The following is a 13576-nucleotide window of genomic DNA, read 5'->3' as shown; positions in this document are numbered from 1 at the left end:
ATCGCCATGTTCAACGCGTCCGGTGCCAAGTCGGTTTCCCGGATCTTCGAGACCTGCCACCCGACGACGCGGGCCGTAGAGCGTTCGTGGCCGAGTCAACGGTGCGCCCGCGTGCGGGGGCACACACCAGTGTTTCTACGGTATGTAGAATTTAGACGGCTGAGGCGGGAATCGTCTGCGGTGAACCTGCCGGTGAGGACGTGTGTGGATGATGATGCGCAGGTCGACGGCGCGGCCCGCCGAGGGAATCGACCCCTGGGTGCTCGAGGCCGAGCGGACTGTGAAGCGGACTTCCGCACGCCCGGACCTCGGGCCCGCGCCGAGTTCCGCCCTCGTGGCGCTGGGACTACTGGCTGCCCTCCGGGCACTGGGGCTAGTGCTGGTGGCGGAGGCTGTGGCGCGAGGCATCGCGGGACTGGCGGCCGGCACCCTGCCCGCCGGGTCGGTGCGGGCGATCCTGATACTCGGTCTGGGCGGTGCGCTGCTGCGGGCCGCTGCCGAATGGGCGACCGAGACGAGTGCCCGCAGGGTAGCCACCGCCGTCAAGCACGGCCTGCGGGGCAGGCTGTGGCGCCGGACGGTGCGAGCGCACGACCCCCGGGGCGGGACCGCGGTGCTCGCCACAGATGGGTTGGACGATCTGGACCAGTATTACGTGCAGTCCGTGCCTGCCATTATCGCGGCGATCGTGGTGCCCCCGCTTCTCCTGGCCCGTGTCCTCGCCGCCGACTGGGTCAGTGCCCTGGTGATCGTGGTGACGATCCCACTGGTGCCACTGTTCATGGTCCTGATCGGCCGGCACACCGGTCAACGCACGGACGCGGCGTTGAGTGCGCTGACCAGGCTGTCCGACCATCTGGTCGAACTGGCTCGTGGGCTGCCCGTTCTGGTCGGGCTCGGCCGCGTCGAGGAGCAGACGGACTCACTTGACGCCATCCAGCGGAACTACGGCCGTCGCACTCGGGAGACGCTGAGATGGGCGTTCCTGTCCGCCCTGGCGCTCGAGCTCATCGCGACGCTCTCCGTGGCGGTGGTAGCGGTCTTCTTAGGCCTCCGTTTGCTCAACGGGACGATGGACCTGCAACCCGCACTGCTCGCATTGCTGCTCGCACCGGAGTGCTTTACGGTCCTTCGCCGGGTGGGGGTGGCGTTCCACGCTTCACAGGACGGCCTCGCCTCACTGCATCGTGTGCGCGAACATCTCGAAACATCGCCTGAGGCCGACCTGCGGAACGCTGACGGCGCTACGATCCGCGTGGCTGAGCTCGAAATCCGATACTCCGGTCGTGGGGCCGCGGCATTGACTGGCCTCGATGCAGAGCTGAGCGGCATCGTCGCCGTTACCGGGGCCAGCGGAGCCGGTAAGTCCACGTTCCTCTCGGCTCTGGTCGGGGCGCTGCCGGACGATGCGACAGTGCGCGGGCGAGTCATGGGAATCGAAGCGGACCTCGTGGGGTGGTCACCCCAGTCGCCGCGGGTGTTCGGTGCCACCCCGCGGGAGGAACTCGAGTTGTACGGCGCGGATCCCGCGGCCGCGCTCGCCGAGGTCGGACTATCCCGGGTCGACGAGTCCGCTGCCGCCGAACTAAGCCCGGGGGAACTCCGGCGCCTGTCTGTGGCGCGTGCACTGGCCCGCGTGGACGCCGGCGCCCGCCTGCTCGTGCTCGACGAGCCGACCGCCCACCTCGACCACCATGCCGCTGAGCTGGTCCGGGGCGCGATCCTGCGCCGAGCCGAGCGTGCCACCATCGTGCTTGCGAGCCACGAACCGAAGACACTCGACCTCGCCACGAGCACCGTCCGGATCTGTGGCCCGACCAGCCGTGCAGGCGGCGACGCATCTGCGCTCCCCATGGCCCGGCACCCCGAGTTCCAGGACCCCGAGGCCGTCCCGGGCAGTGATCTCGGCGTCTCGCGGATCCCCGCTGCGGACGGCAATGCCGACCCGGGCCGCCACGAGCGGAGCCCGGAACAGGGAGTCCGGGAGGGGGCGGGCGATCCGATGTCTAGCGGGGTAGGCGGCACCGGGCGTCTGTCGCTCGGTGCGCTGATCGGTGCCCACGGCGGGCTCTGGGCGGGGGCGGTAGGACTCTCGGTGCTCGCCACCTCCCTGGGCTTGGCTCTCACGGCGCTTTCGGGATGGTTGATCGTCCGATCGAGCGTCGAGGAATACATCATGTATCTCCTGGTGGCGATCGTCGGAGTCCGAGCGTTCGGGATCGGACGCTCGGTGGCCACATACGCTGAGCAGTTGCTCACCCACCACGCCGCCTTCCGGACCATCGACGATCTCCGACTGCGGCTCTGGCGGGCGATCGCAGCACGAGGTACCGGGTCCCGGCGACTGCTCGAAGGTGGGGCGCCGCTGGACTACCTCGTGACCCAGGCCGATGAACTGCGGGATCAACTCCCCCGGGTCGTTACGCCCCTGATCTCCGGAGTGGCCGTACTGCTGGGGGCCACGCTCACCACCTGGTTGGTCACTCCTGAGTTCACCGTGCTGGTGGGGGCGGGCTTGGTCACGACCATGGCACTCGGAGCGGGCCTGGTGGCAACGGTCGAACGTGGGGGTGACGTAGCCAGGGTCGCGGGTCGGTCTCGTCTGGTGCGGGGATCGGCGTCATTGAGTGCAGCGGCTGCGGACCTGCGCGGTAACGGGGTGGCAGCGGCGGCGGTCGCCCGACTCGACGAGATAAACCGGAAGCAGTCCGCCGACGAACGGCGCGCGACCCGCGGCGCCGGGCTCGGCACGGCGGCGGTGACAGCAGGCACGGGCATCCTGGCGGTGCTCGTGGCAGTGACCGATCCGGCGGTGGACGCGGAACGAGCCAGTGTGATTGCTCTACTGTGCCTGGCGCTGGGCGAGCCTCTCGCCGCGTGGGTCGCGGCAGTGCACCGTGTGCCGTCCGTGCGCTCACTGCTGCACAGCCTCGGCTCCGTACTGGGACCCTTCCCGCAGGCCACGTGGGGCGTTGGTGCGCCGAACGGGCCCGTAAATTCGGTGACGCTGGAGCAAGTGAGTGTTCGGTATCCGCACTCTGCGCGCCCGGCCGTGGCGGGTGTGGATGCTGTTGCGCGCACGGGGCGCTGGTTGTTCCTCGACGGGCCGTCCGGATCGGGAAAGTCCACACTCCTGTCCGCCGTGATGGGGGCACTGCCCCTCAGCGGCGGAACGATCCGGGCCGACACCTCTCCGATCACGACGTTCGCCGAAAAGGCATGGCGATCCCGTGTGGCCTGGTGTCCACAGGACGCCTATGTCTTCGACTCCACCCTGCGCGGCAATCTTCTCCTGTCCAGGCCGTCCGCGCAGGCCCCCGACGACGCCGCGATGCGACGGGTCCTCGAGCAGGTCGGCCTGACCCCGCTGCTCGACGCGCTCCCGGACGGTCTGGGCACCCGGGTCGGAGCCGGTGGTCGGGCGTTGTCGGGAGGGGAGCGTCAACGGTTGGCGGTGGCGCGAGCACTGCTCACTCGCGCCGACGTCCTCCTGCTCGACGAGCCGACTGCGCACCTGGACACGCCGACAGCCGACGCCATGATGAGCGACCTCCGCACCGCCGCCGATGACAAGGTGGTGATCCTGGTCTCGCACCGCCACGATGACCGGCGGCCCGAGGACCAGGCGGGCCGACTCAGCTGAACGGGCCGGAGCGAGCCGCTTGGCCCGCCCTGTTCATGACTCGTGGCCGGGAGCCGGCGCGCCGAGACGGCGGAGTCGATCGCTCATGCGGCCGCCGTCGTCGTAGTCGTCGTGGTCGTCGTGGTCGCCATAGCCGCTACCGTCGGCCGCACCAACCCTCAGGATCGCGCGGGCCACCACTTCGTCCCGTACCTCTCGGCGGGCTCGGTCGTCGGCCAACATCTCCACCATCGCGGCGACCTCCGTCTCCGCGAGGACCGCGGTGGGAAGTCCCGGTAGTGCGGACCGCCAGGCCCGGAACGCCAATTGCAGGATGTCGTGCCGCTGCTCCACGTGCGCGCGTTCGTGGGCAATCACGGCCGCGAGCTCGTCGGGATCCAGGTTGTCGAGCAGCCCCTGGGAGAGCACCGTGACGGAACCGGCGCCACGGGGGATGCAATATGCCACCGGTGCGGCCTCGTCGATCACGCGCGTTCGCGCGCGGGTCGGATGGGGCGCCGTGAGTAGTTGGAGCAGCGTCAGATGTCGGCGCCGTTGCCGCGTGACCTGGACGACGGTCGCACCGAGGTGAGCGAGAAGATAACAGCCCAGCAGGATCGCAGGGATCACCGCGGCCAGGGGATGCTCCGGCGCGACCGCGCGGCCGATCAGCGCGAGTGCCCCGATCATCGAGACCCCGCCGGCCAGGCCGATGGCCTGCCAGAGAAGGAGCGCGCGGGCCGGGGCGTGCATCGGCCAGCGCGCGCGAGCCAACAGAACCGGCACCGGCCAGGCCAGGGCCAGGGCGACCCCGGCCAACAGGAGCCCCACGGCGCCGGTGGACATCGCCGACTGGGGGATCAGCCGTTTCCCTTCAGTAGCGTGCGTAACGCCGCCGCCTCATCGTTGGAGACCCCGCCGACGAACCGTGCAAGTACCGCGTGCCGGTCCCGGGAGTCTCCAAGGACTTCGTGCATGAGTTCCGCGGTGTACTCCTCCCGCGAGGCCACAGCGCGGTAGCGGTGGGGGCGCGCGGTGCGATCCGAGACGACCAGACCTTTGCGTGCAAGGCGGCTCAAGACCGTGAGCAGGGTGGTCACGGCGGGTGGGCGCTCCCGGGAGCTGTCGAGCACGCCCTTGACGTCGTACGCCGTCACCGGCCCACTGTGGTCCCAGATTACGTCCATAACGGCACGCTCCAACTCGCCCAGGGTCGCCACGGTGATCCTCTCCTCCTGCTTTGTAGCCGGATTCTATCAGTGGCGAAAGAAATTCGACTCTCGGTAGAAATATTTCTACGCTATGTAGAATGCCGATGGCGGGTGAACACGACACCCGATCCGGTGAAAGGGGTTGGCGTCCTATGGACGTTGTCGAGATCGCACGCTGGCAGTTCGGCATCACGACCGTCTACCACTTCCTCATGGTCCCGCTCACTATCGGACTCGGGGCGATGGTTGCCGTGATGCACACCGCCTGGGTGCGCAGCGGCCAGGAGAAATTTCTCCGGATGACCAAATTCTGGGGAAAGCTCTACCTCATCAACTTCATCCTCGGCGTGGCCACGGGCCTGGTCCAGGAGTTCCAGTTCGGAATGGCCTGGAGCGAGTACTCCCGGTTCGTCGGGGACGTGTTCGGTGCCCCGCTCGCGCTCGAGGGTCTGCTCGCCTTCTTCCTCGAATCGACCTTCCTCGGTATCTGGATCTTCGGCTGGGGCAGGCTGCGCAAGGGCGTGCACCTCGCGGCCCTGTGGTGCGCGGTGATCGGATCCTGGGTCTCGGCGTACTTCATCATCGTCGCCAACTCGTGGATGCAGCACCCCGTGGGCGTCGAGCTCGGCGAGGACGGCCGGCCGGTCATGACTGACGTGTGGGCCGTGCTCACCAACAACACCGCACTGGCAGCGTTCACCCACGCCGTCTTTGGTGCGCTCGTGGTGGGAGGGATGTTCCTGCTCGGGATCGCCTGGTACCACCTGTGGCGCCGCCGGCATGACGGGATCGACACCGTCGACGAGCGCGGGCACGTGATCGTGGGGCAGGCCCAGGACATACCAGGACGCGACCGCACCGACCACGGCGTCTGGATCTGGTCCCTGCGATTCGGCGCGATAGTCGCCATGGTGGGGTTCCTCGGCACAGTCGTCACCGGCGACATCCAGGGCAAACTCATGTACGAGCAGCAGCCCATGAAGATGGCTGCCGCCGAGGCCGCCTGCCACTCCGGCTCCTCCTTCTCGGTGCTCTCGCTGGGCAACCCGGGATCCACGGACTGCCGCGACGTCACCACTCTCATCGAGGTCCCCGGCGTTCTCGGCTTCCTCGCCACCGGGGAGTGGGGCGTCGACATGCCGGGTATTCGCGACCTCGAACCCGAGTACGTGGACCGTTACGGCGAGACGATTCCGGACGACGCCCTGTACGGCGACCGGGCGGGCGCGCAGATCGAGTACGTCCCCGTCATGTGGGTGACCTACTGGGGCTTTCGCCTCATGATCGGCCTCGGCGGGATAGTCGCCGCCGCCGGAGCGGTTGCCCTGTGGCTCACCCGGCGCGGCACCGTCCCCGGATCCCGCGGGCTCATGCGACTCGCGCTCGCCGGAATCCTCGCACCGTTCGCCGCGAACATCGCCGGATGGATCTTCACCGAGATGGGCCGACAGCCGTTCGTCGTGGCCCCGAACCCCGCCGTGACCGGAGCCGACTCCGTGTACATGTACACCCAGGCCGCCGTATCTCCCGGTGTGACCGCCGGGGAGCTGCTGTTCTCCCTCATCTCCCTGGGCTCCGTCTACGGGGTTCTGCTGGTCGTCGAGGTGTACCTGCTGGTGCGGTATACGCGCGGTGGAGTCGCCAGTGCGATGCCCGAACTCGTTGGTCAGGACGACGACGACGTCGACGACCCGGACGGCGAGCACGACGACGTGCTGTCGTTTGCCTACTGACCACGAGACGAGGAACAACCATGGAACCCCTTGCAATCATCTGGTTTGTCGCCATCGCCCTCCTGTGGACCGGGTACCTCCTGCTCGAGGGATTCGATCTGGGCGTGGGCATGCACATGATCTTCTCGACCCGCAGCGAACGCGACCGCCGCGTCATGCTCAACACCATCGGCCCCGTCTGGGACGGCAACGAGGTGTGGCTCATCACCGCCGTCGCTGCCCTCTTCGCCGCGTTCTCGCCCTGGTACGCCGCGCTACTGTCCGCCCTCTACGTGCCGCTGACCCTCGCGTTGCTCGGACTCATCGTGCGGGCCGTCGGTATCGAGTACCGGGGCAAGGTCGGCACAAGGGTCTGGGCGACGTTCTGGACGTACATGATCGGCCTCGGTTCCGCGGCCGTCGCGTTCTTCATCGGCGCGCTGCTCGCGCTCACCTCGATCGGACTGCCTATCGACGGCAACGGCGACCGCGTCGGCGGTCCCTTTGCCTGGCTCTCGTGGCCCGCCCTCGTCGGTGGCCTCGCCGTGGTGGGATTTGCCCTGGCCCACTCCGCCACGTTCCTGGCGCTCAAGGCCGACGGCCCAGTGCGGCGGCGCGCATCCGGTTTCGCCGTCCGGTGGGCTCCCCTCTGCCTGCTGCCGCTGCTCGTCTGGATTGCGATGGTGCAATTCGAGCACGGTGCCGGACCGGCGGGGTGGACGGTCGCCCTTCTCGCCGTGGTCTCCGGTGGCGTCGGATGGGCTCAGGCACGCGCGGGCCGGGAAGGGCTCGCGTTTACCGGCTATGCCGGCACCGGCCTGTTCGGGCTGGCCGCGATCTTCCTGGCCATGTTCCCGGTTCTGCTGCCGTCCACAATCGACAGTGCCTTCGACATCACGGTGCAGTCCGCGGCGCACAGTACGTATACCCTCGGCGTGTTGACCGCCATCACGGTCGTGGCGCTGCCCGTGATCCTCTGTTACCAGGCATGGAGCTACTGGGTATTCCGGCACCGCGTCACACCCGGGATGATCCCCGAGCCACACGTGGTTCTGCCGGCGATTCTGCGGGCCGAGACCGGCGGGCGCTAAGAGACTCGTTCCACCGATGTCGAGCGTGAGGGCGGTGTGACTCTCGGTCTGCCGGTCGAGGGGTTTTGGGCGTGCGGGATCGGCCGGTCGGGTCCGGCTCGTCCACTTGAGGTTCTCCGGTAGTGCGGGCGGGTTGGTGAGATCAGGGCGCGGCTGCTGAGGCTGGCAATAGCACTCGGTAGCGGGAACACTCCAGACCACGAGGTGGACAAGACAGTGATGGGGCCGCTGCACAAGCTCCTATAAGGTCCCACTCTATGGGGCACTATCACCGCTGATACCGTTCACCTTCTTTGCGCTGCGGTTTCCGCCTGGTGCGACCGGTCCGCAGTGCCAGTTTCACCTCACGTTTGAGGCCGCCCCGGGCTTGGAAGTACAGCGCTTGGTAGATCGTTTCGTGGCTCACCCGCATGCTTTCGTCGTCGGGGTGATCCCGGCGCAGACGATTGGAGACCTGTTCCGGGGACAGCTTTCGGAACAGACCTTCCTCGACCGCTGCCCTCAGGACCGCGTTCGTCACCAGTTTGGCCTGCTTGGGCCGTGACCTGGCCACGGCAGCAGCTCGATCGGCCTGGTACGGCAGATGCCGGCCGGTGCTGCTGTGCCGGCGGACCTCCCTCGAGACCGTGGAGACGTTTTTGCCGATTCGTGCCGCGATCGTGCGAAGCGAGTCCTTAACCACGAGACCGTCGGCGATGGCAACCCGGTCCTCGATCGACAAGTAGCGGTCACTAACCGCGGGACTGACGACAGCTTCACAGATCGCACTGGTCACCGTCTGTGTGTAGCCGGATTCGCGCCGGTAGTCCACAACCCTGCCATCAGGGTGGACTCGCGTGTCGCCGACCTTGCGGATGCCTTTGCGTCAGTCACGGCCGGTACGCGGGTGCACGCCCACCTCGCGGGCAGCTCGCGCTGTCGACCAGCCTTGCACCACTAGCTCATCGAAGCGCCGTTTGGCCTCGCTCTTGCCTCGCGGACGGATTTTCTCGCTGGGCACCAGACCCTGATCGACCAGGATCGCTGCGTCCTTCACCGATGTGCCGCCGTCGACGAGCCTGGCGAGCTCGTCGCCGAACCGAGCACAGTCCTGCTGAAACGACATGATCGCCGCAACCTCTCGTTGAGAGTGTTGCGACGATCACGTGAACCCGCCCGGCTGGCGGGGCTTTGCTTCTGTGAGGATAGCGATTTTAGAACAGTCGCGGTGTCGGTGAGGGCAGAGTTTCTCCGGCCGCTTGTGCGTAGGCGATGGGGTCCCAGCCGCCCGCGAGGGCGGCACGGACGGCGAGGGACCGCTCGACACGAGTGCGTCCATCGGTCGGGGCGCGGTGTGCGCCGGCGCGACCGAGCGAGACGGCATAGCGCAGATTCGCTCTTTGGGTGGAGACGATGACGTGCTCCTGGTCGACGCGAACGCACAACGGCTCATTGCACCGATGCTCACCAATCGCACATACGGAATCCTCCCCGTAGGCGAGCAGCAACGCGAACCTGTGGGCACTCATCGTGCGGGAGTGCCCATCGCTTCGCCACGTGATTTTGCCGTAGCCCTGCGTGTCAGGGTGAGTTGAGACCAGAGGTTCACAGCAAGTCAGCCTTCGCAGGGCGAGATCAGGATCGATCACCATGAGCAGTTCGACGCTTTCGGCGCTGCCGTCCACCGGCGATGATGGGGCCATGAGTGCCCCGAGTCCCCGCGCCGACGGTCCGCGTCGGCGTACTTTCACCCCACAGCAGAAACTCGCCCATCTCGAGGCGTACGAGGAGGCCAGCCAGCAGCAAGTGGGAGGCGCCTATCTGCGCCGTGAGGGCCTGTACTCGTCGTTGATCAGCGAATTGGCGCCGGCTGCGCGATGCCGGCGTGCTGGAGGGCAAGCAGGCCGGCCAGAAGGTCGGCCGGCCGAGTAAGGAGCAGGCCGAGATCGCCCGACTGCGCCGAGAGCTGGACTGGACCCAGCAGCGGCTGGATCGCACCGAAGCCGCGCTGGACATCATGGGAAAAGCACGCGCGCTCTTGGAGAACATCTCCGAGAGCGCGGATACCGAGCCCAAGCGCAGGAAGCGCTGATGAACGCCTACACCGACCTGAGCAGCGCCGGAACCAGCACCCGGGCAGCGGCGACGCTGACTGGCGTTGCCCGTGCCACCGCGGCCCGCCGCACCGCGAGGCCGGCCCCGCCCGCGCCACGCGAGCACCAGCCGGCGAACCGGCTCAGCCGCGCCGAACGCGACGAGGTGCTGGCGACGCTCAACAACGACGAGTTCGTCGACACCACGCCGATGCAGGTCTACGCCACGCTGCTCGACCGCGGCGTCTACCTGTGCTCGGTGGCGACGATGTACCGGATCCTGGCCGAGAACCACCAGGTCAAAGAGCGTCGCCGCCAGGCCCGGCATCCTGCCCGGACTGTGCCCGAACTCGTGGCCACCGGCTCTCGACAGGTGTATACGTGGGATATTACAAAGCTCGCGGGGCCGGTCAAGGGCACCTACTACGACGCCTACGTGATGATCGATATCTACTCGCGCTACATCGTCGGCGTACACGTCCATGCCTGCGAGAGTGGCCCACTGGCCGAGGAGATGATGCGCGAAGCGTTCGCCATCCACGGCATCCCGAAGGTCGTCCATGCCGACCGGGGCACCTCGATGACCTCCAAACCTGTGGCGACGCTGCTGGCTGATCTGGAGGTCACGCGCTCGCACTCACGACCGAAGGTATCCAACGATAATCCCTACTCCGAGGCCTGGTTCAAGACCCTCAAGTACGCACCGGTGTTCCCGGAACGTTTCGGCTCGCTGCCCGATGCCCAGGGGTTCATGAACCGATTCTGCGACTGGTACAACCACGAGCACCACCACCAGGGTCTGGGCCTGCACACACCCGCCGACGTCCACTACGGCCTCGCGGCCGCCAAAGCCGACGAGCGTGCACAGGTCCTCGCGACCGCCCGCGCCGCTCGCCCCGAGCGGTTCGGCACCGACCACACCCCCAAGGTCCTCGCACTGCCCGCAGCAGCGTGGATCAACAAACCCGCCGAGAACGACAAGAAGGAGGACCAACCGGTCCACGAACCGGCCGCTTAACTCCCCCTGGACTCATTCATCTTGACAAATTCCGGCGCGAGAAGACCGCGTTAGTGAAAGCGTCACTCAAGCGTTCGGGGCTGGTGAGTGAGTCGGGGCATCTCTCGGGCGCTGGTGGCCAGCCTTCGGCATCTCGCCTCCGCCCTCGGCGTCACCGAGGTCCAGCTCGTCTTACCTACCAGTATCACTCGCGTTTTGGTCCTCGACCGAGTAGACGGGACGCGCGCCTCCCCAAGGCCCGCGCGCCAATCTTTGCTGCGAGCACTCGCTGACCGCCCGAAGCGGGCATTATCTCCAGCGGTGTTATCGGGGACTGCCAGAACACTTCTCCCAGTCCTGCATGTGCTGCCCAGTTGACGCGCATGCAGATATCGGCGACGTAGGAGTAGGACTCGTAACCAATCAAATTCGTGCGTCCGTTATCGATCCAAACGTGAGAAGCGAGCACTCCGATTCCTCGATCGAAACGAGTGCCACCGTCGAGTGCCATCGCGCGGTATGCCAACGAAGCAGACTCTTGGCGAGCAAGCATCAGCCGGGTATCCACCAGGTCGTCACCATCTAAGAAGGCTGCAAACTCTGGAGGCGGCGCCAACCCAGCCTCTGCCATCCAACAGCCGAAGTTTTTCACTGCGTAGCTCCCGAGGAACCGAGCCGACTCTTGCCATGACCCGCCGTAGACCTCTCGCCAATCCAACGACTGAGCCCGGGAAAGTTCGTCTGCATTCGACTGAATAAAACTGACGTACACGTCGTAAGCCTCGTCAAATGGCTGGCTTCGCTCGTTATTGCACTTGCGGCAGAGGATCTTCGAAAATTTCACGGCTTTGCTGTTCGGGCCGCGTATCGAGTACAGCTTCTCGCCACTACGACCAAGATAGAGCCCTTCGTCGCCCCACATCCGGCGAAGAACGCTTGCCTTGTGGCGATGCTCCTGACTGTCCGCGATGCTCCCGCACCACCAGCAGACCCCCGTCTGGTCCTGGCGCAGGCCCTCAAGAGCAGCCTGGTCCGCCGGTCTCGGTTCTGTCATACGACAAGTATGGCAATGAAGCCGTCGCTCAAACGCCCACGAGCTGAGCACTTTGGAACGGCAGGCTACATCCGAACCCGCGATCACGGATCTTTTACGTGAAGGAGAAGCCCAGCTGCCCTTCGTCGCCCTCATCGAAGCCGGGCTGCGCACTCAAATAATCTGGTTTGCGTTGGGGATCCTTGTTCCCACCCGGCCAGACGGCACCGGCGGAGGCAAGCATGTCCCGAGACGCCAGCGAGACGGTCATGATCTCATCCAGCAGCCCCGCTTGCGCTTCCTCAAGCCCGACCAGGCGGGTGAGCACCGACAGCAAGTCAAGAAGTTCGCTGGTCCACTCGGACGACCAAGACGAGACATGTACATCGTCGAGGGGACTGGACTTCTTTCCCCCTGGTTCGGCCTTGCGGTAGCTGAACCACGACCGGAGCACGTTCTTTCCTCCCACGGTGTACTCCCACACCGCAGGACTCACCGGGCCGAATGCGCCACCACCGAGTCGCACTTCACTGGTGGTCTCGTCGAATGTCATCTCTGATGGCATCTCAGCTATTGCCGCTATGTTCATCACTCGACGAGAATCCCCGGCCAGGAGCCGTACATCGCCGGCTGGACGGCCGGACTCCGAGTCAATGAACGCGGCGCCATAGGTGTGCAGCCAGATAACCTCCATCCCGAGGGCGACGGCTCGCTCGAAGAGTTCCGGGCTGGTGGTAACCGGCACTCGGATGCCCGGGGTGGTCAGCTCGTCTGCGAACCGCGCGGTGAATCCGGGATGTGAGACCGTTCCCGCTAGGTAGGCGACAACATCTTCAGGAATGATGGGACGCCCGGCCAGCGTAGACAATGCGCTCAGGAGACCGGTGGCGACGTTCGGTCGCCCGCCGGGGTGGAGTAACGGGAGCGCCCGCCCACCCTCGCTGCTTCTGCCTCACCCGGACCGGCCAACTTGGCTTTGCAACGCTGCCCGAACTCCGAAACAGCAGTAGTGAGCCAAGGCGATGACACGTGAGCAACCTTTCAGGATGCAAGCGGTGGGGTTGCTCCGATTGTCCTTCATTCCCCGTCGGGAAGTTCGTGGACGCACCGCTAGAGACTGCCTATTCTCGCGCAACGACTGGGCTTAGAGTATTCGCCGAGCCTGACAGTCGAAAATGCTATATTTCTCTTGTTGCGGATTCGTGCGCTCAAAAACCCGGTCACAGACCGGGTTTTCGTCATTTCGCCCGCCGCAACCTGCTGGCCATGACGCTGGCAGCCCGCGCCTAGGCGCAATTCAGGTCGCTGGCCAATACCTGGCCGCGGCACTCAGCCTGGCAATCGGCCAGGTGTGGCATCTCTCCACCATGAGGGGAGGTTGCGATATGCAGGTTCTCGACATCGTCGACAAGCTGGACCTCGCGGCCGTCCTGCTCCTTGGGGCCGGGCACTTTGTGCTCCGCCTCCTTCCCTTGATCTCGGATCGCGTTAACGCACGCGCCATCCGACTGATTGAGGCGAAGAAGAAGCAGGACGACTAGGAAAAATCGCACCTAACACTCTCGTAGGGAGAAGTCTGCCGTTCTAATGTTGTCGTCGTTTACATTGCGGCCAAGTCGAAGGCGTGCTGCCGGCGCGCGTCTAAGATGCCCCAGATGGGCTTCTCTGACCGCAAGGCGTCGATTGTCGCCGAGGCGTACCGCCGAACGAAGAGTCACGTCGCCTACCTCGACGAGTCCTATCAGGCGCCGGACCCGATAGAGCACCACCGCAAGACGTTCTACCTCTTCACCTGTCAAGGGCCATTGAGTTCTGCCCAGGGGCGGTCGTGAGACCTG

At 66.1% G+C, this 13576-nt stretch carries 10 protein-coding genes and 3 pseudogenes; 6 read left to right on the top strand and 7 right to left on the bottom strand.

What is annotated here, in order from left to right:
- Positions 1–208 precede the first annotated feature (208 nt).
- The gene (gene cydC / locus OVA21_RS00200; protein WP_268091506.1) at positions 209–3643 is read left to right on the top strand and encodes a thiol reductant ABC exporter subunit CydC; all 3435 of its coding nucleotides are present in this window, start codon (positions 209–211) and stop codon (positions 3641–3643) included.
- Between the two features lie 33 nt (positions 3644–3676).
- Here the strand turns inward: cydC and OVA21_RS00195 are convergent, their stop codons facing one another.
- Together OVA21_RS00195 and OVA21_RS00190 are read right to left on the bottom strand one after the other, a co-directional pair.
- On the bottom strand, positions 3677–4468 hold the full coding sequence (locus OVA21_RS00195; protein ID WP_096907662.1) for a M56 family metallopeptidase: 792 nt from the start codon (positions 4466–4468) through the stop codon (positions 3677–3679).
- A 14-nt stretch (positions 4469–4482) separates the two neighbouring features.
- Positions 4483–4842: a BlaI/MecI/CopY family transcriptional regulator gene (locus tag OVA21_RS00190; protein WP_070719688.1), complete on the bottom strand. Its 360-nt coding sequence runs from the start codon at positions 4840–4842 to the stop codon at positions 4483–4485.
- Between the two features lie 143 nt (positions 4843–4985).
- Here OVA21_RS00190 and OVA21_RS00185 point away from each other — a divergent pair, with 143 nt between their 5' ends.
- Both OVA21_RS00185 and cydB read left to right on the top strand, forming a co-directional pair.
- Positions 4986–6566 carry a cytochrome ubiquinol oxidase subunit I gene (locus OVA21_RS00185; RefSeq protein ID WP_096907664.1) on the top strand — a complete coding sequence of 527 codons (1581 nt, stop codon included), beginning with the start codon at positions 4986–4988 and terminating at the stop codon, positions 6564–6566.
- 20 nt (positions 6567–6586) lie between these two features.
- Positions 6587–7636 carry a cytochrome d ubiquinol oxidase subunit II gene (gene cydB / locus OVA21_RS00180; RefSeq protein ID WP_096907666.1) on the top strand — a complete coding sequence of 350 codons (1050 nt, stop codon included), beginning with the start codon at positions 6587–6589 and terminating at the stop codon, positions 7634–7636.
- A gap of 271 nt (positions 7637–7907) precedes the next feature.
- On the opposite strand, the pseudogene OVA21_RS00175 reads toward cydB, so the two are convergent.
- From OVA21_RS00175 to OVA21_RS00165, 3 genes and pseudogenes are all read right to left on the bottom strand, one after another.
- A pseudogene (locus OVA21_RS00175) lies at positions 7908–8492 on the bottom strand (transposase); the annotation flags it as partial.
- A gap of 9 nt (positions 8493–8501) precedes the next feature.
- Positions 8502–8741, bottom strand: coding sequence for a hypothetical protein (locus OVA21_RS00170; protein ID WP_254050717.1), 240 nt, complete (start codon positions 8739–8741; stop codon positions 8502–8504).
- A gap of 88 nt (positions 8742–8829) precedes the next feature.
- Positions 8830–9300 carry a hypothetical protein gene (locus OVA21_RS00165; RefSeq protein WP_268091505.1) on the bottom strand — a complete coding sequence of 157 codons (471 nt, stop codon included), beginning with the start codon at positions 9298–9300 and terminating at the stop codon, positions 8830–8832.
- A 16-nt stretch (positions 9301–9316) separates the two neighbouring features.
- On the opposite strand from OVA21_RS00165, the pseudogene OVA21_RS00160 reads away from it, so the two are divergent.
- Positions 9317–10726, top strand: a pseudogene (locus tag OVA21_RS00160) (IS3 family transposase).
- A 184-nt stretch (positions 10727–10910) separates the two neighbouring features.
- Here the strand turns inward: OVA21_RS00160 and OVA21_RS00155 are convergent.
- Together OVA21_RS00155 and OVA21_RS00150 are read right to left on the bottom strand one after the other, a co-directional pair.
- Positions 10911–11759, bottom strand: a complete 849-nt coding sequence (locus OVA21_RS00155) for a hypothetical protein (RefSeq protein ID WP_268091504.1) — start codon at positions 11757–11759, stop codon at positions 10911–10913.
- A gap of 94 nt (positions 11760–11853) precedes the next feature.
- Positions 11854–12630 (bottom strand): annotated as a pseudogene (locus tag OVA21_RS00150) (type ISP restriction/modification enzyme); the annotation flags it as partial.
- Between the two features lie 493 nt (positions 12631–13123).
- On the opposite strand from OVA21_RS00150, the gene OVA21_RS00145 reads away from it, so the two are divergent.
- Both OVA21_RS00145 and OVA21_RS00140 read left to right on the top strand, forming a co-directional pair.
- A complete protein-coding gene (locus tag OVA21_RS00145; RefSeq protein ID WP_159981229.1) occupies positions 13124–13279 on the top strand; it encodes a hypothetical protein in 156 nt (51 codons plus the stop codon).
- Between the two features lie 114 nt (positions 13280–13393).
- Positions 13394–13570, top strand: coding sequence for a hypothetical protein (locus OVA21_RS00140; RefSeq protein ID WP_268091503.1), 177 nt, complete (start codon positions 13394–13396; stop codon positions 13568–13570).
- Positions 13571–13576: the final 6 nt, after the last annotated feature.

Source organism: Dietzia sp. SL131, assembly GCF_026672565.1.
Lineage (GTDB): Bacteria > Actinomycetota > Actinomycetes > Mycobacteriales > Mycobacteriaceae > Dietzia > Dietzia kunjamensis.
Note: the sequence above shows the minus strand (reverse complement) of the source record. Positions and strands in the feature narration are given on the sequence as shown.